Annotated in this window: 23 protein-coding genes and 7 tRNA genes; 25 read left to right on the forward strand and 5 right to left on the reverse strand. The window is 41.7% G+C overall.

What is annotated here, in order from left to right; genetic code table 11:
* Position 1: 1 nt before the first annotated feature.
* The 10 genes from prmC (at position 2) to rlmM (ending at position 9020) form a co-directional block, all read left to right on the forward strand.
* Complete coding sequence (gene prmC / locus ABMY41_RS09470) at positions 2-844, forward strand: peptide chain release factor N(5)-glutamine methyltransferase (protein ID WP_251599858.1); 843 nt, start codon at positions 2-4, stop codon at positions 842-844.
* A gap of 45 nt (positions 845-889) precedes the next feature.
* Positions 890-2428, forward strand: a complete 1539-nt coding sequence (locus tag ABMY41_RS09475; protein WP_175082132.1) for a response regulator — start codon at positions 890-892, stop codon at positions 2426-2428.
* 21 nt (positions 2429-2449) lie between these two features.
* A complete protein-coding gene (locus ABMY41_RS09480) occupies positions 2450-2824 on the forward strand; it encodes a SirB2 family protein (protein ID WP_252948602.1) in 375 nt (124 codons plus the stop codon).
* A 132-nt stretch (positions 2825-2956) separates the two neighbouring features.
* Entirely contained in the window at positions 2957-3784 is an 828-nt protein-coding gene (locus ABMY41_RS09485) for a tetratricopeptide repeat protein (protein ID WP_054561811.1), read from the forward strand.
* Positions 3785-3799: 15 nt separating this feature from the next.
* The gene (locus ABMY41_RS09490) at positions 3800-5053 is read left to right on the forward strand and encodes a DUF819 family protein (RefSeq protein WP_349274558.1); all 1254 of its coding nucleotides are present in this window, start codon (positions 3800-3802) and stop codon (positions 5051-5053) included.
* 9 nt (positions 5054-5062) lie between these two features.
* A complete protein-coding gene (gene kdsA, locus ABMY41_RS09495; RefSeq protein ID WP_054561809.1) occupies positions 5063-5917 on the forward strand; it encodes a 3-deoxy-8-phosphooctulonate synthase in 855 nt (284 codons plus the stop codon).
* A 100-nt stretch (positions 5918-6017) separates the two neighbouring features.
* The gene (locus ABMY41_RS09500) at positions 6018-6914 is read left to right on the forward strand and encodes a transcriptional regulator GcvA (RefSeq protein ID WP_054561808.1); all 897 of its coding nucleotides are present in this window, start codon (positions 6018-6020) and stop codon (positions 6912-6914) included.
* 1 nt (position 6915) lies between these two features.
* A complete protein-coding gene (locus ABMY41_RS09505; protein ID WP_287246266.1) occupies positions 6916-7560 on the forward strand; it encodes an alpha/beta family hydrolase in 645 nt (214 codons plus the stop codon).
* Positions 7557-7925 carry a DUF423 domain-containing protein gene (locus ABMY41_RS09510; RefSeq protein ID WP_252948600.1) on the forward strand — a complete coding sequence of 123 codons (369 nt, stop codon included), beginning with the start codon at positions 7557-7559 and terminating at the stop codon, positions 7923-7925. Before ABMY41_RS09505 ends, ABMY41_RS09510 begins: the two co-directional genes overlap by 4 nt.
* A gap of 9 nt (positions 7926-7934) precedes the next feature.
* Positions 7935-9020, forward strand: coding sequence for a 23S rRNA (cytidine(2498)-2'-O)-methyltransferase RlmM (rlmM, locus tag ABMY41_RS09515; protein ID WP_175082136.1), 1086 nt, complete (start codon positions 7935-7937; stop codon positions 9018-9020).
* 73 nt (positions 9021-9093) lie between these two features.
* Here rlmM and cysZ read toward each other — a convergent pair whose 3' ends face one another.
* The gene (gene cysZ / locus ABMY41_RS09520) at positions 9094-9819 is read right to left on the reverse strand and encodes a sulfate transporter CysZ (RefSeq protein WP_063529477.1); all 726 of its coding nucleotides are present in this window, start codon (positions 9817-9819) and stop codon (positions 9094-9096) included.
* Positions 9820-10384: 565 nt separating this feature from the next.
* Here cysZ and ABMY41_RS09525 point away from each other — a divergent pair.
* The 5 genes from ABMY41_RS09525 to speB all read left to right on the forward strand — a co-directional run bounded on the left by ABMY41_RS09525 (position 10385) and on the right by speB (position 15884).
* On the forward strand, positions 10385-11362 hold the full coding sequence (locus ABMY41_RS09525) for a transposase (RefSeq protein ID WP_349274559.1): 978 nt from the start codon (positions 10385-10387) through the stop codon (positions 11360-11362).
* Positions 11363-11817: 455 nt separating this feature from the next.
* Entirely contained in the window at positions 11818-12279 is a 462-nt protein-coding gene (locus ABMY41_RS09530; RefSeq protein ID WP_175082138.1) for a GNAT family N-acetyltransferase, read from the forward strand.
* Positions 12280-12351: 72 nt separating this feature from the next.
* Entirely contained in the window at positions 12352-12786 is a 435-nt protein-coding gene (locus ABMY41_RS09535; RefSeq protein ID WP_289098728.1) for a hypothetical protein, read from the forward strand.
* A 257-nt stretch (positions 12787-13043) separates the two neighbouring features.
* On the forward strand, positions 13044-14957 hold the full coding sequence (gene speA / locus ABMY41_RS09540) for a biosynthetic arginine decarboxylase (RefSeq protein ID WP_135924153.1): 1914 nt from the start codon (positions 13044-13046) through the stop codon (positions 14955-14957).
* Positions 14958-14960: 3 nt separating this feature from the next.
* Entirely contained in the window at positions 14961-15884 is a 924-nt protein-coding gene (gene speB, locus ABMY41_RS09545; protein WP_349274560.1) for an agmatinase, read from the forward strand.
* A gap of 56 nt (positions 15885-15940) precedes the next feature.
* Here the strand turns inward: speB and ABMY41_RS09550 are convergent, their stop codons facing one another.
* Both ABMY41_RS09550 and gloB read right to left on the reverse strand, forming a co-directional pair.
* Entirely contained in the window at positions 15941-17527 is a 1587-nt protein-coding gene (locus ABMY41_RS09550; protein WP_054561800.1) for a LysM peptidoglycan-binding domain-containing protein, read from the reverse strand.
* Positions 17528-17674: 147 nt separating this feature from the next.
* Positions 17675-18448 (reverse strand): hydroxyacylglutathione hydrolase, encoded by a 774-nt coding sequence (gene gloB, locus ABMY41_RS09555; RefSeq protein ID WP_349274561.1) that lies wholly within the window; start codon positions 18446-18448, stop codon positions 17675-17677.
* A 53-nt stretch (positions 18449-18501) separates the two neighbouring features.
* Between gloB and ABMY41_RS09560 the strand changes: the two genes are divergently transcribed.
* A complete protein-coding gene (locus ABMY41_RS09560; RefSeq protein WP_054551627.1) occupies positions 18502-19260 on the forward strand; it encodes a class I SAM-dependent methyltransferase in 759 nt (252 codons plus the stop codon).
* Here ABMY41_RS09560 and ABMY41_RS09565 read toward each other — a convergent pair.
* Together ABMY41_RS09565 and rnhA are read right to left on the reverse strand one after the other, a co-directional pair.
* Positions 19231-20094 (reverse strand): MBL fold metallo-hydrolase, encoded by an 864-nt coding sequence (locus ABMY41_RS09565; RefSeq protein ID WP_349274562.1) that lies wholly within the window; start codon positions 20092-20094, stop codon positions 19231-19233. The genes ABMY41_RS09560 and ABMY41_RS09565 overlap by 30 nt on opposite strands.
* 90 nt (positions 20095-20184) lie before the next feature.
* Complete coding sequence (rnhA, locus tag ABMY41_RS09570) at positions 20185-20652, reverse strand: ribonuclease HI (RefSeq protein WP_054561796.1); 468 nt, start codon at positions 20650-20652, stop codon at positions 20185-20187.
* Positions 20653-20720: 68 nt separating this feature from the next.
* Between rnhA and dnaQ the strand changes: the two genes are divergently transcribed.
* From dnaQ to ABMY41_RS09615, 9 genes are all read left to right on the forward strand, one after another.
* Entirely contained in the window at positions 20721-21431 is a 711-nt protein-coding gene (dnaQ, locus tag ABMY41_RS09575) for a DNA polymerase III subunit epsilon (protein WP_054561795.1), read from the forward strand.
* A 9-nt stretch (positions 21432-21440) separates the two neighbouring features.
* Positions 21441-22814 carry a TIGR03503 family protein gene (locus ABMY41_RS09580; protein WP_304637809.1) on the forward strand — a complete coding sequence of 458 codons (1374 nt, stop codon included), beginning with the start codon at positions 21441-21443 and terminating at the stop codon, positions 22812-22814.
* Positions 22815-22912: 98 nt separating this feature from the next.
* Positions 22913-22989 (forward strand) — tRNA-Asp (locus tag ABMY41_RS09585).
* A gap of 27 nt (positions 22990-23016) precedes the next feature.
* Positions 23017-23093 (forward strand) — tRNA-Asp (locus tag ABMY41_RS09590).
* Between the two features lie 41 nt (positions 23094-23134).
* A tRNA-Asp gene (locus ABMY41_RS09595) sits at positions 23135-23211 on the forward strand.
* A gap of 30 nt (positions 23212-23241) precedes the next feature.
* Positions 23242-23318: transfer RNA gene (locus tag ABMY41_RS09600), tRNA-Asp, on the forward strand.
* A gap of 37 nt (positions 23319-23355) precedes the next feature.
* A tRNA-Asp gene (locus ABMY41_RS09605) sits at positions 23356-23432 on the forward strand.
* A 31-nt stretch (positions 23433-23463) separates the two neighbouring features.
* Positions 23464-23540 (forward strand) — tRNA-Asp (locus tag ABMY41_RS09610).
* 50 nt (positions 23541-23590) lie between these two features.
* Positions 23591-23667 (forward strand) — tRNA-Asp (locus ABMY41_RS09615).
* Positions 23668-23869: the final 202 nt, after the last annotated feature.

Here is a 23869-nt window from a genome sequence, read left to right on the forward strand (position 1 = left end):
CGTGCCGCAAAGCATTGAACAAGCAATTGTTGCTGCAACGGCGTTATTAACGCCTAGCAGCGACAGTGCTAAGTTAGACGCACAAGTTCTGTTATTATCCATTCTTGATAAACCTCGCAGTTATTTATTTACCTGGCCCGAAAAACAACTTACCGAACAGCAACAACGTGATTTTGAACAAGCATGTCAGCGTCGTTTAAATGGTGAACCAGTTGCTCACATTGTTGGTTTCCGTGAATTTTGGAGTCTTCCTTTAAAGGTTAATCCAACAACTCTGATCCCAAGACCTGATACCGAAACGTTAGTTGAATATGCTTTAAGCCTTGAGTTACCTACTGCTGCAAACGTGCTTGACTTAGGCACTGGCACAGGGGCAATTGCCTTGGCATTAGCCAGTGAAATGCCTAATTGGCAGGTGACAGGGGTTGATAGAGTGGCTGATGCAGTTGAGCTTGCCAAAGAGAATAAACAACGACTCAATATTAACAACGCCACTTTTGCGTTGAGCAATTGGTTTAGTGCAGTAAGCACACAAAAGTTTGACCTAATTGTTAGCAATCCTCCGTATATTGAACATGATGATGAGCATTTAAGCCAAGGTGATGTTCGCTTTGAACCGCTCTCTGCATTAGTTGCAGATGACGACGGTATGGCTGATATAAAACAAATTATTACTATCGCACGTGACTATTTAGCAACAAATGGCTATCTTTTAATTGAACATGGCTACAAACAAAGTGTGAAGGTACAAGAATTTTTTGCACAAATGTCGTATAGCCATATACTTACAATTAAAGATCTTGGCGGTAATGACCGTGTAACGTTAGCACAATGGCCTAAATAACAATTAAGTGCACTGTGCGTACATAGCCTTTGAGGATCCCATAGAATGGATGATTTTTTGTTTTCGGATGAAGCACTTGATGAAGTAAATGAGGTGGTTCAGGGTAGTTGGAAAGTCATCGTCGTAGATGACGAGCCAGAAGTACATGCCGTAACAAAGCTTGCGTTGAGTGACTTTGAATTTCAAGATAAACGTTTAGAGTTTATTAGCGCCTATTCGGGTGAAGAAGCTAAGCAGGTTATTCAACAGCATCCAGATGCGGCTATCGTACTACTCGATGTGGTTATGGAAACCGACGATGCAGGCCTCAAAGTCGCTAAGTTTATTCGCGAAACCGCAAAAAATAATCACATTCGTATCATTCTTCGTACAGGCCAGCCTGGGCAAGCGCCAGAGCGCCAAGTTATCGTTAATTACGATATCAATGACTACAAATCAAAAACTGAATTAACCGCACAAAAACTATTCACTGTGGTGATGTCGAGCTTACGTTCTTACCGTGACATTTTATCGATTGAGCAATCTCGCCAAGGCCTCGAAAAAATTATTAAAGCATCGCGAGATATTTTTTCGACTCATTCTCTTGAGAGCTTTATTGAAGGGGTGATGCAGCAACTTACCTCATTGCTAGGTACTGTTGATCAAGCTATGTATGCAACAAGTTTAGTTGCCAGTAACCCGCAAGATAACCAAAAAAAGCTTGTCGTGTTTTCAGGGCGAGGTGAGTTTGAACGCAGTGAAGGCAAGGCGATTGAAGAAGTGCTTGATGAGGAGCAGTTACAAGCCTGCCAACAAGCACTGAGCGAAAAAACCATCGTCTACCGTGAAAACTATTTATTTGCTTATTGCTGTAGTGAATGTAATCACAACTCGATGTTATTTATTTCCGGTATCCCGAAGCATTTAACTGACACTCAGCGCCATTTGATTGAAATTTTCTCGCAAAATGTACAGCTGGCGTATGAAAATGTGCAGCTACAATCTGAAATTGAAGCAACACAGCAAGAGTTAGTATTTAGACTTAGTGAAGCATTAGAGCAACGTTCAACAGAAACCGGTAATCATGTAAAACGTGTATCGCACATTTGTTATGAACTTGCCATGGGCTATGGTCTATCAAAACGCGAAGCAGAGCTTATTCGCTTAGCTGCGCCACTGCATGATGTGGGTAAAGTGGGTATTCCTGATGCTATCTTAAATAAGCCTGGGCCACTTACCGACGAAGAGTGGGCCATTATGCAGCAACATGCTGAAAAAGGTCATTTAATTTTAAAAGGTTCAAATCGTGACATTGTTAATACCGGGGCGATTATTGCGTTATCGCACCATGAGCGTTGGGATGGTTCAGGCTATCCGAAAGGTTTAAAAGGTGATGACATTCCAATTGCAGGTCGCATTGTCGCCTTAGCTGATGTGTTTGATGCACTGCGCCATAAGCGCTGTTATAAAGAGCCGTGGTCACTTGACGATGTAGTTAAAGAAATTAATGCGCAACAGGGTAAACAATTTGATCCTAAGCTAATCGAAGTGTTTAATCAGCGTGTTAAAGAAATTGAAGACGTACTTGTACGTTATCCAGATTAATTAAAATAAAATTAGGGGCATATGGATTATTTAGCAGTAAAACATACTCACATGTTATTTGCCGTGTTGAGTATTATCTTATTTTACGTTCGTTCTTTTTCACGCTTAAAGACGGGCGCTCTGGCAAAAAATAAAGTAGTGTTTATTGGCAGCCACAGTATCGACACCTTATTACTTGTTTCTGCCGTGGCATTGATTGTAATGGCAGGTTTTAACCCACTTGAACAATCTTGGTTATTAGAAAAGATAATCTTAGTGGTAGCTTATATTGTACTAGGTATTGTTGCAGCTAAGCAAAGCGCACAAGGCGCGAAGGTTATATTACTTGCTATAACCACGCTTATTTTATTAGCAATTGGTTATTTAGCGTCTGCAAAAACAGCACTTCTTTTATAACAAATCTCTAGGCGGTATTTGATGGCATTGGCTGTTGTACCGCTTTTTTATATCTCATCGCTCAGTATTGGTAACTTAGGGCAAAAGTAGGTAAACTAGCTGTTCGTTTTTGAAAGAGATGTAGCAGTATAAATGACCACCCCTTGGTTTGAAGATCAAAATGAATCCTATCAAGATGAGGCCTTTGACGCATTTTCTTCTAAAGTGCTTTATCGTTGTATCGACGCCGAATTAAAGTGGGACCAACAAGCTGATTTAACAGCCTGTTATGACACCCTTAATGAGCTTGAAAATACGGTAACAGCTCTTTGCGCTGAATTAAAAGAGCCACATGAGCGTCTCGATAAGTTACTTGATACCTTTTATCAGCAATGGCTGTTTAGCTCATCAAGCTTAAAAGTGCCTGAGTACACGTTAAATAGCTTTAGCTACACCATTACCATGCGCAGTGGCACACAAACCACGCTGGCAATTTTACTTTGTCATTTATTACAGCATGCTGAACTTGATGCCACAGTCACGCTTAGTCAGGGAGACGTGCACGTTCACGTTGGCATGAGTGATGAAGAAGGTTATTTAATTGAGCCAAGCACAGGTCAGCAGAGCTGGTATATAACACCAGAGAACGCCTGTGAAGAAAATGGCGATGAGCAAGAACCGCTTGAACTGATTTTTGAAGAAGAGCTGTATAAGCTGTATCTAGCTCAACAAAAATGGTCGTTTATCAGCGAAAGTAAATTTGGCCATGCTTTGCATTGTGTAGAAATGCTGATGGAATTACTTGGTGATGACCCGTATGAGCGTCGTGACCGCGGCTATTTACTTAATCAGCTAGATTGCCCAAAAATGGCACGTGATGATTTGCAGTACTTTGTTAATGAGTGCCCAGATGATCCAGCTATCGAAGTTATTCAGCATCAAATTGCTGAAATAGAAGACAACAATAATACACACCACTAATTTAAAGGAACATTTATGACTGACGCCCACAGTGCGCTAATTACCAATGACGCAGTCGTACTTGGTTTGCTTGCCGTTATTTTGGGGTTTATTTTTAAAACCTCGCACAGTAATAATGCTGCCTGCCAAAAATTTTATAAATATGTACCGGCATTATTGCTTTGCTACTTTTTACCATCATTACTCAATACCTTTGGTATTGTTGATGGCCATTCTTCAAATGTATATTTTGTGGCGTCGCGCTATTTACTACCAGCTTGCTTGATATTGCTTACTATTAGTATTGATTTAAAAGCGATCTTAAACCTCGGGCCAAAAGCATTAATCATGTTTTTAACAGGCACCATGGGTATTGTTATCGGTGGTCCACTGGCTATCTTAGTTATGAGTGCCGTTTATCCAGAAGCGGTGGGTGGTCATGGCCCTGACGCTGTTTGGCGTGGTATGACAACCATCGCCGGTAGCTGGATTGGTGGCGGCGCAAACCAAGCTTCAATGAAAGAAATGTTTGAAGTAGGCGGTGATATCTTCTCTGCAATGGTGACTGTTGATGTGATTGTGGCTAACTTATGGATGGCTGTACTGTTATTAATGGCAGCAAACCACAAGGCGATTGATGCTAAAACAGGCGCAGATACGCGTGCAATTGAAGATTTAAAAGAGCGCGTAGAAAAGTATCACGCTGAGCATGCGCGCATGCCTACCTTAAATGATTACATGACAATTATTGCAATTGCCTTTGGTATTACAGGCCTTGCGCATTTTTGTGCTGACTTTTTAGGTCCGTTTTTTGGGGATAACTTCCCGTGGGCACAAGAGTATAGTTTAAACAGTAAATTCTTTTGGTTAATCGTTATCTCTACCACAATTGGTATTAGTTTATCGTTTACTAAAGTTCGCCATATTGAAGCCTTTGGCGCTTCAAAAGTAGCATCAAGCTTTTTGTATATTCTTGTTGCTTCAATTGGCTTACACATGAATATTACCGCGATTTTTGACTCGCCAATGTACTTTGTACTCGGTGTTATTTGGATGATTACCCATGCAAGCTTGATGCTTATAGTGGCGAAACTAATTAAAGCACCACTTTTTTATATGGCAGTAGGCTCTCAAGCCAATGTAGGCGGCGCGGCATCAGCACCTGTTGTCGCATCAGCATTCCACCCATCACTTGCGCCAGTAGGTGTTTTACTTGCTGTTTTAGGCTATGGTGTAGGTACTTACATGGCTTATATTTGTGGATTAATGCTACAAGCTGTTGCACCTTAAGGAATAGAAATGAACAACCAGTTAATTAAAATTAACGAGATTGAATTAGCCAACGACAAACCATTTGTATTGTTTGGCGGTATGAACGTACTTGAATCACGTGATTTAGCGATGCGTATTGCGGAGCATTATGTAGAAGTTACATCAAAGCTAAACATTCCATACGTGTTTAAAGCCTCTTTTGATAAAGCTAATCGCTCTTCAATTAACTCATACCGAGGCCCTGGTATGGAAGAAGGTTTAAAAATCTTTGAAGAAATTAAATCTACTTTTAATGTGCCACTGATCACTGACGTACATGAGCCGCATCAAGCAGCTCCTGTAGCTGAAGTAGTTGATGTAATTCAGTTGCCAGCATTCCTTGCTCGTCAAACTGACTTAGTTGTAGCCATGGCAAAAACTGGCGCTATTATCAATGTGAAAAAGCCACAGTTTTTAGCACCACACGAAATGCGTCATATCATTAAAAAGTTTAATGAAGCGGGCAACAATAATGTTGCACTGTGTGAGCGTGGTACTAGTTTTGGTTATAACAACCTTGTGGTTGATATGCTTGGTATGGATGACATGAAGCCTATGGCGCCGGTAATCTTTGATGCAACACACGCATTACAACGCCCAGGTGGCCGAGCTGACTCTGCGGATGGTCGCCGTGCGCAAGCTGCAGAACTTGCTCGCAGTGGTATGGCATTAGGCATTGCGGGTTTATTTATTGAAGCGCACCCTAATCCGAATGAAGCAAAATGTGATGGTCCATGTGCACTTGCACTAAGCAAGCTAGAAGGTTATTTATCGCAAATGAAAGCGGTTGATGACTTAGTTAAAAGCTTTGCACCACTCGATACCAGCGCAAGCGATTTATAATTTAAGTATATAAGTATGAAAAAGGCGACCATGGTCGCCTTTTTTTATTTGTATCGCTATAATCGACGCATAAGAAAAACTAATTCTAAGTTTGGTGTTTATGTCTCGTCGTTTACCTCCTTTAAATGCACTAAAAGCATTCGAAGCCGCTGCCCGCCATTTGAGCTTTACCAAAGCAGCAGAAGAGCTATATGTAACGCAGGCCGCGGTAAGCCACCAAATTAAAACCCTTGAAGAGCATTTAGGTTTAAAGCTGTTTTTACGTAAGAATCGTTCTTTGCTGTTAACCGAAGAAGGGCAAGGCTACTTTTTAGATATTAAAGAAATTTTTACCCAGCTGATTGATGCCACAGAAAAACTACTTGCCCGAGGCGCGAAAGGGTCATTAACGGTAAGTTTAACGCCAAGCTTTGCGATTCAATGGTTAGTACCCAGACTTAGTTTATTTAATGAATTACATCCAGAAATCGACGTGCGAATTAAGGCGCAAGATCAGGATGAAAATTCACTTTCTGACGATGTAGATATTGCTATTTATTATGGTCGTGGCCACTGGAGCGGGGTGCAGACATATAAACTGCACACTGAATACCTAGTGCCATTATGTAGCCCATTGTTGTTAACGGGCCCTAAGCCGCTTAATCAACCTAGTGATTTAGCAAATCATACCTTATTGCATGATACCACCCGTAAAAATTGGAAAACCTGGATGAAAACGGCAGGTGTACGTAATGTACAAGTTAACCAAGGGCCGATTTTTAGTCACTCATCGATGGTATTGCAAGCCGCGGTGCATGGGCAGGGGGTTGCAATTGGTAATAGCGTTTTAGCAAAACCCGATATTGATGCGGGTCGACTCGTCATTCCATTTAGTCACTCATTAGAAAGTAAAAATGCTTATTATTTAGTGATCCGCGAATCGCAAACAGAGCTTGGCAAAATAGTCTCTTTCAAAGACTGGATGCTGAGCTTAGTTGAACAAGAACAAGAGTATTAACATGTTACAGTGGTTTAAAAGTGCAACGGGCAAGGCGCGTGCACAGTTTATATTTGCCCATGGTGCAGGGGCAGGCAGTGATTCTGAGTTTATGCAAACAATTGCTAACTTGATTAGTCAGTATGATATTGATGTAGCGCTGTTTGACTTTCAGTATATGCAAATTTCAAAAGAAACAGGCAAGCGTAGGCCACCCGAGCGTGCTCCTAAATTACTTGGCTACTTTAGTGAAGTTTTAGCCGAGCGCCAGCCAGAATTGCCGCTATTTATTGGGGGTAAATCTATGGGTGGGCGTATGGCTTCTATGCTCTGTACCGAGCAGGACCAAGCTCAAATTGCTGGCGTGGTTGCTTTTGGCTATCCGTTTCACCCACCGGGTAAACCCGAAAAGCTTCGTATAGACCATTTTGTTGATATGCCGTGCCCTTTTTTAGTTCTGCAAGGTGAACGCGATACATTTGGTAATCAGCAAGAACTCGCTGAGCTTGAAATGGTTAATCCGCCAGAGATTAAATTTCTAAAAGATGGTGACCACTCATTAAAACCTCGTAAAAAAAGTGGCATTACAGAACAAGAAAACTTACAGCAAGCTGCAGATTATGCAGCGCAGTTTATTATGAATTTAGCGGCCGGAGATGCACAATGATCAAACTATATTTAATGATTGGCAGCTTATTTTGCATGCTTTCGGTGATACTTGGCGCCTTTGCTGCGCATGGATTAAAAAGCCGCGTTTCTGAGTATGCGATTGGAATTTTTAAAACCGCTGCTGAATACCAAATGGTGCATGGCCTTGCATTGATAGCAATTGCTATCTTAATTAAGTGGGGCATGAACTTAAGCTGGGCTGGTGGATTTTTTATCGCAGGTACCGTTTTATTTAGCGGTAGTTTGTATTTACTCGCACTAACGGGCATGAAGTGGCTTGGGCCTATCACCCCAATTGGCGGTGTTTGTTTTATTATTGGTTGGGCTATTTTGTTAGTTCAAGCAGCACGATATAAGTTTTAAGGGTTATCTATGTCGAGTGTAGTTATTTATTGTCGCAGTGGTTTTGAAAATGATGCCGCTGCTGAAATTACTTTTCAGGCTGCTGAACAAGGCTTTGCAGGTTACGTAAAAACAAAACCAAATACGGGTATTGTTGTTTACGAATGTTTTGATGCAAGCCACGGTGAAGAAATCATCAAAAAAGTAGATTTCAAAAATATGGTATTTGCTCGCCAATGGTTTACTGGCACCTTAGTCGATAACATGCCACTTGAAGACCGCGTTACTGCTATTGTTGAAGCTGCCGCTGAGTTTCCTGAATGTGGTGACCTACGTGTAGAAACGCCAGACACCAATGAAGGTAAAGAGCTTAGTAAGTTCTGCAAGAAAATTTCGACGCCACTGAAAAAGTCACTTGAAAAGCGCTCGAAGGTAACACGCGAGCTTGCCGAGAAAAAACCAGTTATGCATGTGTTATTTTTAGCAAACGACAGTGCTTATGTTGGCTACTCATACACATTTAATAATTCGCCTTTCTTTATGGGCATTCCGCGTTTACGTATGCCTAATGATGCGCCGAGCCGCTCAACATTGAAACTTGATGAAGCCTTTAACGTATTTATTCCACCCCATGAAGCTGAAGAGCGTATGCAACCTGGCATGCGAGGGGTTGATTTAGGCGCTTGCCCAGGTGGTTGGACTTATCAGCTGGTGCGCCGTGGCATGTTTGTAAGCGCAATCGATAATGGTCCTATGAATGATGACTTAATGGAAACTGGTCAGGTAAAGCACTTTAGAGTTGATGGTTTTAAATACCGCCCAGAAAAGCGCAATATTCAATGGTTAGTCTGTGACATGGTCGAAAAGCCGGCTAAAGTGACCAATCTAATGATAGATTGGGCGGTGAACGCTTACGCAAAAGAGCTTATTTTTAATCTTAAACTACCGATGAAAAAACGTTTTGATAGCGTTTACGAGTGTTTAAAAATGATTAAAGAAGAGCTTGAAAAGTATGGTGTAAGTTACGAATTACAAGCCAAGCATTTATATCATGACCGTGAAGAAGTCACGGTACATTTGAATGTAACTAAGGTGCCGCAAAGCCTTTACAGTTAATATTAATTTGAAATTAAAAAGGCCAATAGCTCACACTATTGGCCTTTTTATTAGGTATCAGAAAACCTAAATTTTAACGGTATTTACTACGATAATTATCGACCCACAAACGGGTGCCACCGCACACTGCAACAGGCATGACAATTAAGTTTACGAATGGAATGGCAGTTAAAATCATTACCGCTAATCCAAAACCATAAGAAAGCGTTTGCTTTTGCTTTAAGTCGTCTTTCATTTCGTTAAAGCTAATTTTATGGTTATCGAACGCATAGTCTTCGTATTGTACTGCATACATCCAACAGGTGAATAACACCCATAAAACTTGCCCGATCACAGGTAAAATCCACAATAAAATAAAAAAGCCTATAGCGCGCGGTAGGTAATAGCACAGTTTTGTCCATTCTCGGCCGAGCATACGTGGCACATCTTTCATTGTATCGAAAAGGCTGTCGTCATTAATTTTTTGCCCAGTTAAGTAAAGCTCGACTTTTTCACTGAGTAGGCCGTTGAATGGGGCTGCTATAAAATTAGTGATAACCGTGAAGAGCATGCTGTAACTAAATAAAATCACCAGCACGGCAATCGGCCACATTAGCCATTCAAGCCAGCTAAGCCATTCGGGTAATAACGAGTTCATATAAGCGAAGCCATCGGTAAGCCAGCCATATAAAAAGAACAGCGAACTACCAAAAAGCAGAATATTGATTAATAAAGGAATAAGTACAAAACGTTTCAACCCCTTTTGGCTAATTAGTTTAAAGCCAGAAAAGAAGTATTCCATACCTTGAGTGAACTGCACGAGAAAACCTCATCTTTTTTCTTGTTGGTTGCAGTATAGGGTTTTAACGATATTTGAACAGCTTTTTTCCGTAACAAAGTGTTTAACCCTTTACATAGACAGTCACTCTAAGCCATGCTCTCAGCTGTAATTAAGAGGAAGAGTTTAAATGGACAGTCACTGCATTTAAGTGTTCTTGCAGCAAAACAGATTTTGTCTACACTTTAGTTACAGCTAATGTATTTCAAATTATCAGTTCAAGGAGTGGACGATGGCTTTAGCAAGGAAGCGGCAAATCTGTTTGTCGAACACCAAATATTATCACTGCGTATCCCGTTGCGTCAGACGTGCCTATCTTTGTGGGAAAGATGTACTCACAGGTAAATCATATGAACACCGCAGAGGATGGGTTGAAGAGTAACCCTTTACATGGACAGTCACTTTAAGCCTAGGCCTCAGCTGTATTCAAAAGGAATAAATTTAAATGGACAGTCACTGCATTTAAGTGTTCTTGCAGCAAAACAGATTTTGTCTACACTTTAGTTACAGCTAATGTATTTCAAATTATCAGTTCAAGGAGTGAACGATGGCTTTAGCAAGGAAGCGGCAAATCTGTTTGTCGAACACCAAATATTATCACTGCGTATCCCGTTGCGTCAGACGTGCCTATCTTTGTGGGAAAGATGTACTCACAGGTAAATCATATGAACACCGCAGAGGATGGGTTGAAGAGCGCCTACTTTTTCTTGCAAAAGTGTTTTGTATTGATGTGTGCGCTTATGCGGTGATGAGTAACCATACTCATGTTGTGCTTTATGTTGATGATAAAAAAGCAAATAGGTTATCTGATAAGGCCATTCTCTTACGTTGGTTTAAGCTCAGTAAAGCAACACCTTTAGGTCAAAAATTTCTTCATGGTGAACCGCTAAGTGATGGTCAGAAAGTATTCTTAAATAAGGAAGTTGCAGAGTATAGGGCACGCCTTTCGAGCATTAGTTGGTTCATGCGAACGCTTAATGAATATATTGCCAGACGTGCAAATAAAGAAGACGAGTGTACGGGTCACTTTTGGGAAGGACGCTTTAAAAGCCAAGCATTGCTTGATGAATCAGCGCTTTTAGCATGTATGGCCTATGTTGACTTAAACCCTGTTCGTGCTAAAGCTGCGAGCACGCCGGAGCAATCGGACTATACCAGTTTTAAAAAGCGATGCCAGAGCACGAAGGAGTCAAAGCAACCTAAGGTACTAGCTCGTTTCATTGGTGGCATGAGTAAGTATAAATCAAAGGGTATACCTTTCGAGTTAAAGTCATACTTGTTACTGGTAGAGCAAACTGGTCGTAGTATCAGCGCGGATAAGCCTGGGTATATAGAGCATAATTTACCTCCTATTCTTGAAAGGCTGAATTTCGAACCGGAAAAATGGTTAACAGTAACAACCCAATTTGAAAACTTATTTCATGGGGCTGTAGGTCGAATGGGGGCTATTGAACGTTATTGCAGTAAAACTGCTCGTAAGCGACGAAGTAACCTAACAAGCTGTAAGTTATTACTTGCTAATTAATTTCTAAGTAATTTTAGTGTAGAGCTTTCAATCCCTTGCTTTCGGAATGCTTTGAGATAATTAAATTGACCGAATTAAGCTTTAAAAGTCTGGGCTAAGTTTAATACTTCATAAAAAATACATTTTCTAAGATTAAATTCAGCAGAAATTTAGTAATTCTTCTTTCAATTTTAATATTTTCCAATTTATAAGATGCAGTCTTGCAAGATCAGAATTTTTAAAATTAAAAGTTGTCAGTAGAAAGCATTAATCCTAAATAGGGTGGTGTAGGTTGAACTTTAATTTTTATCAACTGGGCGTTTTTTCAGTTACATACTGTTGAACTAAGCGATAGTATGGCGGTCTGAATAGTACCTATAAAAATGAATATTGAAAACAACAGTAGAGGATCAGACTAATATCCGATATTATTGTTAACACCATTAACAAAACCGACATATGAAAATGGGAGTTTTATGCAGTTAGTCGATTTAAATCCACATGATCCTGAAGTAGTAAACGTGTTTTCTGATATAGACCGACTCATAAACTCATTATACCCTGTTGCTACCGCCCAATCTTTAAGTGTTGAAGAGTTAGCTGAGCCTAATGTATATGCTATAGGCTTAAAAAATGAAGATGGTATCGTTGCATGTGGCGCAATCGTGATGCAAGAAGGCAACCCTCCATACGGTGAAATCCGCCGTCTATATGTAAAACCAAGTTACCGTGGTAAAGGTTTGTCACGTCGAATTATGCAAATATTATTACATCACGCTGGTGAGCAGCAAATTCCACTAATTCGATTAGAAACAGGTCCTAAGCAAACAGAATCTATTAGCCTATACGAAAACTTAGGTTTCAATCGTTGTGGTCCGTTTGGTAACTACAGTGAAAATCCACAAAGTTTATTTATGGAGTTAGGGCTTAACCAGTAATTTAAGTGTTAGCCATGTTTTAGTGAGGTCACCTTAATTTATAAATACTCCTTAAAAATCATGTGCTTTACTATGGTTTCACTGGTGGCTGCTTGCGGTGAGAAACCGAAGCTATCTAATTTTACTCAAAATAAGTTACCAGACCTTACTATTGGTGCCCACAAGTTCTACTTAAACTCATGTCATTCCCTCACTGGTGTCTTCAATCATGATGGCACCATAAAAACAAAAGTAATTCTCACATTTCCCACTCGTCCTCTAAGTGTTTGCACTGATAAACAATCACAACTGAATTTTGATGGTACTTATCTGATTGTAAAAATTTGCCGCACTGCTTTTGGCACAGGTGGCTGTGGGGTTGAAAAGTATCGCACTAAAGACTTCGAGAATTGGCAAGAGTACATAGGTATTACGTGGCATGAAAATGAGCAATATGAAGCGTGGAGGCAACTAGGGTCAAACTCTTCAAAAGCTGATGACATCACAAAAGTAGTGCCTGTCCTCTGAAATGCATTTACAGTGACTGTCCTTTATAATTGCTCACTCATTTGCCATATTGAGTGCCTGTCCATCTAAAGGAATTTTAAAATCTAACAACCAAATTAAACCCTAATAAAACTGGGGGTTTATCGATTAGTTTTTCACATCAAAAATCACTCGTTACGAGTAAAAATTCTTGTTGGACTTGAATCACTATTTTTCTTTTAATGCGCGGCAACAACCCTTGCCGATTTCGGCACTACTAAAATAAAAGAGAAAGATAGATGAAAGAGACAACATCACTAGAACAAGCTCGCACGAGTTACAATGTTCGTCATTGGAGCCAAGGTTTCTTTGGTATTAATGATCAAGGTGATGTGTATGTTGCGCCAAAGGCCCATGCCCCAGAGCAAACCATTGCACTAATCGATATTGCACAGCAGTTACAAGATAAAGGCTTAAGCTTGCCTGCGTTGGTTCGTTTTCCACAAATTTTACATCATCGCGTACATAGCTTATGTCAGGCATTTAACACGGCGATTGAAAATTATGGTTACCCGAAAGACTATTTGCTTGTTTACCCAATTAAAGTAAACCAACAGCGTGAAGTTGTTGAAGAAATTGTTGCAAGCCAAGCTGATATTGAAAAGAAACAATTGGGCCTAGAAGCGGGCAGTAAACCTGAGCTATTAACTGTATTAGCAATGGCAGAAAAAACCAGTGCTGTCATTGTGTGTAATGGCTACAAAGACCAAGAATACATTCGTTTAGCACTAATTGGTGAAAAGCTAGGTCACAAGGTTTACATTGTTCTTGAAAAACTGTCTGAGCTTGACATGGTGCTTAGCCAAGCTAAAGAGTTAAACGTAAAGCCACGCATTGGTATTCGTGTACGTTTAGCGTCGCAAGGTAAGGGCAAGTGGCAAGCAAGTGGTGGCGAAAAATCAAAATTTGGTTTGTCGGCATCGCAAGTACTCAGTGTGGTTAATCGTTTAAAAGCGTCTGATCAACTCGATCTGATCCAACTTGTACACTTTCACCTTGGCTCGCAAATGGCAAACATTCGCGATGTTCGCTTAGGTGTGAGTGAAGCTGCGCGTTTTTACTGTGAGTTACGCAAGTTAGGTGCACAAATTGATTGCTTAGATGTGGGTGGCGGTTTAGCGGTAGATTACGACGGTACACGCAGCCAGTCTCATAACTCAATGAACTACAGCCTAAGTGAATACGCTAATAACATCGTATACACCATTGGTGATACCTGTAAGTTATATGAGCAGCCAATGCCGCGCATAATTTCTGAATCAGGTCGTGCGTTAACAGCGCACCATGCTGTATTGATCTCGAATGTTATCGGCACCGAAAGCTATGTACCAGAAGACATTCAAGCGCCAGCCGCTGATGCACCACTTTTATTAAAAAACATGTGGACATCATGGCAACAGTTAAGTGATGACAATGACGACCGTGCATTAATCGAAATTTATCATGATAGCCAAGGCGATTTAGCCGAAGCACATAACCAATTTGCACTTGGTTTGTTAGATTTAACAGAGCGAGCATGGGCGGAGCAAGTTAACTTACGTGTATGTTATGAACTTAACAAACATATGGATAACAAAAATCGTTTTCATCGCCCGATTATTGATGAATTAAATGCGCGTTTAGCAGATAAGTTTTTTGTGAACTTTTCATTATTCCAGTCATTACCGGATGCATGGGGTATTGACCAAGTGTTTCCTGTTCTACCATTAAGTGGTTTAACAGAAGCACCACAAAAACGCGCCGTGTTACTTGATATTACGTGCGATTCAGATGGTGCTATGGAGCATTATGTAGACGGTCAAGGTATTGAAAGCACATTACCTGTGCCAGCATTTAGCGAAGAAAAACCTTACTTAATGGGCTTTTTCTTAGTGGGTGCTTATCAGGAGATTTTAGGTGATATGCACAACTTATTTGGCGACACACACAGTGCAATTATAAAAATGGATGAGCAAGGTCAGGCGCAAATCACTGAAGTTAACGAAGGTGATACCGTTGCAGACATGATGCGTTACGTACATTTAGATGTAGAAAGCTTCCAGCAATCTTACGCCCAGCTGGTGGCTGCTAAATTGCCAGAAACTGAGCAGCAAAGCGTTTTAGATGAGCTGCAAACTGGCTTAAATGGTTACACTTATTTAGAAGAGTTATAAGCAATGTCGACATTGTTTGACCACACAGATCATTCATTGTATTCAAACGGCATGACGTTTTTACGTCAGCCGATGGTGCAAAACATCACAGCAATCGATGCCGATGTAGTGGTGTTAGGTTTACCCTTTGATTTGGCGACCTCAGGTCGCCCAGGTGCACGTTTAGGCCCTGACGCAATTCGTCGTGCCTCAGTGCACCTGGCATGGGAAGAAACCAAGTACCCGTGGACGTTTCCGTTGTTTGAGCGTTTAAAATTAGCTGATGCGGGTGATTTTACTTACCCAGTAGGCGACCCAGAATATTTTACCGCGCAGTTAGAATTAGCGGCTGAGCAAATACTTCGTCAAGGTAAAACATTATTGGGTTTAGGTGGCGACCACTTTGTGACTTTGCCATTACTACGTGCTCACGCTAAGCAGCACGGTAAAATGGCATTAGTGCATTTTGATGCCCACACAGATACTTACAGCAATGGTTCGCGCTATGATCACGGCACCATGTTTTATCATGCGCCGATGGAAGGGCTTATTGATGTTGATCACAGTATTCAAATTGGTATTCGTACTGATTTTGATCAAAGCAAACATGAGTTTGCGGTGATTGACGCAATGGCAGCCAATGATTTGCCAGCGCAAGATATCGCAGAGCAAATCAAAGCGCGCATCGGTGACTTACCTGTGTACTTAACCTTTGATATTGACTGCCTTGATCCAGCATTTGCTCCAGGGACAGGCACTCCAGTGTGTGGTGGCTTAACCAGCGATAAAGTACTTAAAGTACTTCGAGCATTGAAGGGCATTAATATTGTCGGTATGGATGTGGTTGAAGTGTCGCCATCCTATGACCAAAGTGAATTAACGGCGATTGCCGCAGCGACCATTGCCAATGAGTTATTACACTTATGGGCATTGAAGCATAAATACTAAATGAGAGAGACAAAGAGCGCCATTAGGCGCTCTTTTTTTGATATTGGATGAAGCAATTAAGCGCTTCGAACATCAACCTTTAATTTAAGCTTTTGCCCAGGTTGAATGTATTTTTGCCCAGCTAATGAGTTCCATTTAATAATATCTTCTACAGACACATTAAACTTAGCAGCAATGCGCGCTAACGAGTCACCACGACGAACTTTATAGGTAATGGTGCGCTCTTTGATTTGTGTAGCAGCAAGTTGTGACTTTTCCTGTTTATACACAGTTAGCTTTTGACCAACACGCAGTACCGCGTCTTTTTTCAGCTTATTCCATGTTGCAAGTTCAGCTATGGTCACATCGTACTCACGGCTGATATCCCACAATGTATCGCCACTGGCGACTTTATGGCTAAGTTTTTTACGTGTTGCTTTATTAGCCGCCATACGTACTGATTTTGGTAAATGCTGGCTATTAATCTCCCCATCGCTCAGTGGCACAAGTAATTGCTGACCAACACGAATAGTATTCGATGAAAGCTTATTCAGGGTTTTAATCGCGTTTGTGCTTGTTGAAAACTTCTTCGCAATCACAGATAAACTGTCACCTCGTGCAACAACATATTGCTGCCAGCGTAGGCGGTCTTTTTGCTCTGTTTTAGCTAGCTTGTCAGTAAACGCTTCAACTTTATCAGATGGTAATAATAAAAAGTGTGGGCCGTTTGGATCTGTCGCCCAGCGATTGAAGCCAGGGTTTAAACGATAAAGCTCTGTTAAGCTAATACCTGCCATGTCAGCGGCAAGTGCTAAGTCAATTTGACTTCCTACATTAACTGCTTCAACGACTTGAGCATTAATTATTGGCTGCCACTTAACACCAAATTCGTCACTACGCTTTACTAGATCAGACAGCGCTAACAGCTTAGGTACGTAGGCAGTGGTCTCTCTTGGTAAATCAAGTGACCAAAAATCCGTTGGTAAATGCTTTTTACGGTTCTTTTTAATGGCACGCAGTAAACGACCTTCACCTGAGTTATAGGCTGCAATGGCATTTAGCCAATCGCCTTCTAAGGTTTTGTGTAAATATGATAAGTAATCTAGCGCTGCACGGGTCGATTGTACAATGTCACGGCGACCGTCATACCACCAGTTCTGTTTTAAATCGAAACGCTCACCAGTTTGTGGCATAAATTGCCAGATGCCAGAAGCACTGCGATGTGAATAACCAAATGGGTCAAACGCACTTTCTACAATAGGTAAAAGCGCAATTTCGATTGGCATTTGACGCTTTTCGACTTCTTCTACAATAAAGTATAGGTAAGGCTCAGCGCGTTTAGAGATACGATCTAAATAGGCCTGATGACGTGCATAATAGTTACGTTCAGCAACAACTGGGCGGTTTTGTGGCACATCAATCGAAAGCTGATAGCGAATACGCTCCCATACATCATCAAATACAGGAGGCGGCTCATCAATATCGGTTAATTGTTGATATTGAGCGTTAATCATCAATGCATCATTGATATCGCTCGGACTTGCGCCGTCTAATTGTTGCTCAACATTATTGCTTGCAACATCTGTACTTGCTGAATCAGAAGCTGTTAATTGACAGCCACTTAAAATCAGCGCAAGTGATAAAACTAAAGGAGACTTATACATATATACCCATACATCAGGTAAAAAAACTCGGCGAATATTACCTGCTCTGAGAACATATTGCCACTTTATGACCAGTTAATGTCAGCTTATTATTGCAAGATGCTGATCTAAATATACAAAATTGTAACTACCGGCGTTTACGTTTTTTTAAAAGTTATCTTTCCAGGCTCTGAGACCTGCAAAGCGTTGCCAAGGTTCATTCAGATCCAAATTAATTTTTAGCTCATCAGGAAGCTCATCGGTGATTGTTGCTATATTGCTACGTAAAAATGGATTTATTTGTTTTTCCACGCCTAACTGGGTTGGCAAGCTTATTTCGTCTTTGGCGCGCAGAGTATCAACTTCATCACTGTAGCTGAGTAAGTACTCATTGTTTGGTTCAACGGCTTTTGCGAAGGCTAAGTTGGCTTGCGTGTATTCATGGGTGCAGTAGATTTTACACTCATCTGGCAGGGCTCTTAGTTTACATAACGAGTGCCACATTTGTTCTGCGCTGCCTTCGAATAATCGTCCGCAGCCAGCACTGAATAAGGTGTCGCCAGTAAAACTTAATTCGTCGTTAATGTAACAAATATGGTCTAGGGTATGACCAGGTGTCGCAAGCACGGTAAAGGTGTAATCATACACAGTGACTTTATCCGCTTCTGAGACGCCATGAGTAATACCTTTAAAAGGGCTATGTCTTGGCCCATAAACAGGAATATCACGAAATTCCTTAACCAGTGCAGCCACACCATCGGTATGATCATAATGGTGGTGAGTAATCAAGATACCGCTAAGTGTTAAGTTATGTTCGCTCAGATAGTTTAAAACAGGCTCTGCTTGACCGGGGTCGACGACCCAGGCTGTTTGCTCAGCTTCACTGCTGATGCACCAAATGTAATTATCAGAAAAGGCTTTAATTGCTTTAACTTGCACCATGTTTAATTGCTCTATAAAGTGACAGTTAACACACAGTATAACGAGCTCAGAAAATGAAACCAGCCCTTAGTTTTCAAGAAGGTCCTAAGCCATACACTTGGCAGCAGTTCCCTCATGGTGACTATTTACGTGCTGAAATTGAACGTAAGCTAACGCCATGGCTGCCACGCATGTTTGGCTATCACATGCTCAAACTTGGTAATTTAAGTGGAGAGCTGGCCACCAGTGAAAGTCCTATTAAGCACCAAGTTTGTGTCGCAGAGCAGGGGCTTTTTACTGGTGTTATTGCTGATGTAGACGAGTTACCTTTTTATGAGCACAGTGTTGATGCTTGCATATTGTCGCATTGCTTAGAATATCATTCTGATCCACACCACATCTTACGCGAAGCACATCGTACTTTAATTCCCGGTGGCTATCTGGTGATCACGGGCTTTAACCCGTTTAGCTTGTGTGGCTTGGCGCAGCTTTTACCTTTTAGTCGCCAAAAGTTACCTTGGACAGGGCGCTTTTTTACGCCATCACGAGTAAAAGACTGGTTGAATCTATTAGGCTTTGAGATTATTTCGGACGAGCGATTTATCCATTCATCGCTTGCACGAGGCAACCGTTTGTCACGTTTTGCGGCGTGGCGCAGCTTTGGCCAGCAATATTTAAAGCCAATGGGCAGTGTGTATATGCTGGTGGCTCGAAAACGTGTGGCCCCGCTGACACCAATTAAACCTAAATGGCATGCAAGGCCGCAATTTTCGCCAGTGAAAGGAGCTGGGCTCAGGCAAACATCAAAGCAGCACTGTGAGCGGGATAGCTAAATAGTGTTGTTGAGTATCCGTTTTGCTTGGATACTGACCTGCACGAATATTTAATTGAATAGAAGGGTGCAACAGCTTTGGTACTGCCAAGGTTGCATCGCGGCCTTCCCGAGTCGCAATAAAGCTTTGTTTATCCCCTTTTAAATGAATGTTTTGCTCACGCTGCTCTTTCACTGTGTTTTTGTTCGCAAGAGGGCGGCCATCTGGTTGATAGTCATGACACATCCAAAGTACGGTATCGTCAGGAAAAGCTAAAATTCGCTGTAGTGAGTCATATAACTCACCGGCACTGCCTCCTGGGAAATCACAGCGGGCTGTGCCACTGTCTGGCATAAAGAAGGTGTCACCAACAAATACATTGCCATCAATGTGAAAACACACGCTGTCAGGGGTATGGCCCGGTGTGGCAATCACATCTACTATGTAATCACCTAACTGAAATTGTGCTTTATCAGCAAATAAAGCATCAAAAGGTTCACCATTACATGGCATATCAAGATTATAAAGTTGGCTAAAGTGTTGTTGCACTTGTGTGATCCCTTCACCCGTGCCGAGTTTACAAGGGTGTGTGTCTTGTAATTGCTGCTTTATGTAACTTGCTGCAGTGATATGGTCAGCATGGGCATGAGTTTCAAGGAGCCATTGTAGTGTCAGCTGCTCAGTCTTTATATAGTTGATGATCTCATTGGCGGTGGTAAAACTTAACTCACCACTTGGCATATCAAAATCAGCTGGCGCATCAATCAGCAAGCACTGTTTAGTGTTTTCGCAACTGACTAAGTAACAGAGGGTGGCACTTTGTTGATGAAAAAAAGAGTGAATGCGCAGAGCCATAATGAATCCTTTATATTTATTTATAGCCAAATCTTATAATATATAACAAAATTATAAAACGGCCTGCGCCAAGTTTATTTCAAGGGGCTTTTAATTACCGTCGTAACCTGTGTCTTCAAGTAATTGATCGCTGCCAGCTGCTTCGCGGGCTAGATCGTCAACAATCTCATTGTATTTATTGCCGCTATGGCCTTTTACCCAACGCCACTCTACCTCGTGTTGTTGGCAGGCAGCATCGAGTCGTTTCCATAAATCGACATTCTTAACTGGTTTTTTAGCAGCGGTTTTCCAGCCGCGCTTTTTCCAATTTTCAACCCATGACTCAATGCCTTGTTTCACATATTGGCTATCGGTCGTCAGAATGACGTGACAAGAGCGGGTGAGGGTTTCTAGTGCAACGATAGCTGCGAGCATTTCCATCCGATTATTTGTTGTTAGGGTGTAGCCTTGACTTAACTGCTTTTCGTGGCCGTTGTATCGCATCACGATGCCATACCCTCCAGGCCCTGGATTTCCTAAACATGATCCATCGGTGTAAATCTCTACGGTTTTCTGCACTGTTTTACCTTGATATTGTGTACAATAAAGTGAATTTAGAAAGATACCAGAGTCAGGCTTAAGACGATATGGCACATAGACAAATAGTTTTAGATACAGAAACCACGGGTATTGACCCAAAGCAAGGCCACCGCATTATTGAAATCGGTTGTGTTGAACTTGTAAATCGCCGTCTTACTGGCAACAACTTTCATGTGTATATCAATCCACAACGTGAAATAGAAGAAGAAGCAATAGACGTTCACGGTATCACCAATGAATTTTTGCGTGATAAACCCCTGTACCACCAAATTGCCCATGAGTTTTTAGAGTATATTCGTGGCGCTGAGCTTGTTATTCATAACGCAGCGTTCGATATCGGCCACATGGATAATGAGTTTGCATTGTTAAATCAAGGTTTTCCGAATACTGCCGATGTATGTACTGTACTTGATACTTTAAAAATGGCGCGTGACTTGCACCCAGGTCAAAAGAATAACCTTGATGCACTTTGCCGTCGTTACGATATTGATAACTCAAAGCGTACGTTACACGGCGCTTTACTGGATTCTGAGATCTTAGCCGATGTTTACCTGTCGATGACGGGTGGGCAAGTAAAGCTGAATCTTAATCAAAATAAAGATGAAGGCTCAACTCAACAAGCTGGTGGTATTCGCCGACTAAGTGCTGATAGAGCACCGCTTGTGGTATTAAGAGCAACAGAACAAGAGCACGCCGCTCACGAAGAGCGTTTAGACTTGGTTGCAAAGGGTGGCCAATGCCTGTGGCGTGCAGAATAAGGTAATAAAATGAGAAAACAACTACTAGCAGGATTAGTGTGTTTAATTCCCTTAGCGGGATTTGCCAACGAGCAAGATAAAATAACCCCATTAGAACGTGATGGGGTGCAAAATGAAATTCCCCTGCTAGAGAACCGTTTTCGTATTGACCATAAAGTCGATAAAGTAACCTTACTCTTCTTTCGTAAACGCGGTGCTCCTGCCGTTGTTTTAGTACGCCCTGACGGCACTAAGTATTACGCTACTGACTCAGTAAACAATGATGACCTCGACTGGCATGATGAACTGAGCTATGACCTGATCACCATTAGCAACCCTATGCCTGGCCCTTGGCAAGTGGTCGGCAGTATCTTGCCAGATAGCCGTATTATGGTGCTAGGTGAAATAGAGCTTAATGTTGATCCACTCCCGCCTATGCTGTTTCGTGGTGAAACAGTAAAGCTGACTGGCCGTGTATTAAATGATGGTGAACCAATAGAAGTTGGTCAGTTTCGCGATGTGATAAGTTTGCACGTTGATTTTGTCAGCACTAATAATAGTGATTACGCAAACTTTGGTGCGGGCACGCAAAGTGTTACTGACTTTAGAGATGATGGCCGCGGCTTTGATGAGCGTCCGCTTGATGGTGTGTTTACCGGTGAGTTTAAGCTGGTCTTTCCGGCAGGAGAGTGGCAACCAGAGCTATATATAGAAACGCCTATATTAAAGCGTACTGTAGTACAAAAGCCAATTGTGGTGCATGAGCCGCCTTTTGATTATGAAGTAGCACTTGCTGAGCAAGATGAAGATGACCACATTTTAACAATCTCGCTAAATCCTGAAATCGTCAAACCAGAAACTGTACTTATTCAAGGAAAAATATATTACCCCAATAATGAAGAGCAAATGTTCTCTTTAGATGCTGATAAATCGCAAACACGAGAGCTTGCAATTAAAAATTATGATTGGGGACGATACAGTATTGAGCTCTCTGTATTTGGTAGCAACATAAATGACCGTGAATTTATGGCAACGTTACCGACTTATAAATTTGAAATTGAGCGACCAATTGAAGCTGTACCAGAAATTGTTCGCCCTGAAATCGATTTAGAAGCGCAAGCAGAGCAACAACGAATTCTTGAAGAAGAACAAAAAGCGTCCACCATGCTCATGGTGACCTTAATTGTTGTTGGAAATTTAACCGTCCTTTTATTAGGTTGGCTGGCAATTAGAATTTTTGTTCAGAAGAAACCGCTGAAATTTAAAATTTCTTTACCGTTTTTAAAGAAAAAAAATCAAACCGAAAATGATGAGCAAGCAACAAATGAAAATGAAGTTGGCAAAAATGGCTCAAAAAATGACAAATCAGGTGAAATTTTAAACCTTTCGATGTCAGATGACTAAAAAACCTGTAAAAATACAAAAAACCCCTTGACGAACCAGAGGGTGATTCGTATTATTCACGCCGCTGTCAGGGGAGACTCAGTCAGCAACGAAAATGTGGAGTGGTAGTTCAGTTGGTTAGAATACCGGCCTGTCACGCCGGGGGTCGCGGGTTCGAGTCCCGTCCACTCCGCCAATTTTCGACAATTTGTAAGTATGCGCTGGAGTGGTAGTTCAGTTGGTTAGAATACCGGCCTGTCACGCCGGGGGTCGCGGGTTCGAGTCCCGTCCACTCCGCCAATTACTTACACAACTTATGGTTGTAAAACATTTTCCTTTGCGGAGTGGTAGTTCAGTTGGTTAGAATACCGGCCTGTCACGCCGGGGGTCGCGGGTTCGAGTCCCGTCCACTCCGCCAATAGGAAAAATAAATAGCATTAGATACTGCGGAGTGGTAGTTCAGTTGGTTAGAATACCGGCCTGTCACGCCGGGGGTCGCGGGTTCGAGTCCCGTCCACTCCGCCACTATTTAAACGCTATTTTATTACAAAATTTGTATCGCGGAGTGGTAGTTCAGTTGGTTAGAATACCGGCCTGTCACGCCGGGGGTCGCGGGTTCGAGTCCCGTCCACTCCGCCAACAAATTAAGTAATAACAATGATATCTCTGCGGAGTGGTAGTTCAGTTGGTTAGAATACCGGCCTGTCACGCCGGGGGTCGCGGGTTCGAGTCCCGTCCACTCCGCCATTTGATATCATAAACAAATTAAGTGCATTACCCCATGCACATACCACTGCGGAGTGGTAGTTCAGTTGGTTAGAATACCGGCCTGTCACGCCGGGGGTCGCGGGTTCGAGTCCCGTCCACTCCGCCATTTGTTTTCCTCAAACAAATGATTAAATAAGTCTTTACATTACACCTTACTATTTACTTATACTGACAACGTATCACGTATCACGTATCACGTATCACGTATCACGTATCACGTATCACGTATCACGTATCACGTATCACGTATCACGTATCACGTATCACGTATCACGTATCACGTATCACGTATCACGTATCACGTATCA

It is taken from the genome of Pseudoalteromonas sp. BZA4 (genome assembly GCF_040104395.1).
GTDB lineage: Bacteria > Pseudomonadota > Gammaproteobacteria > Enterobacterales > Alteromonadaceae > Pseudoalteromonas.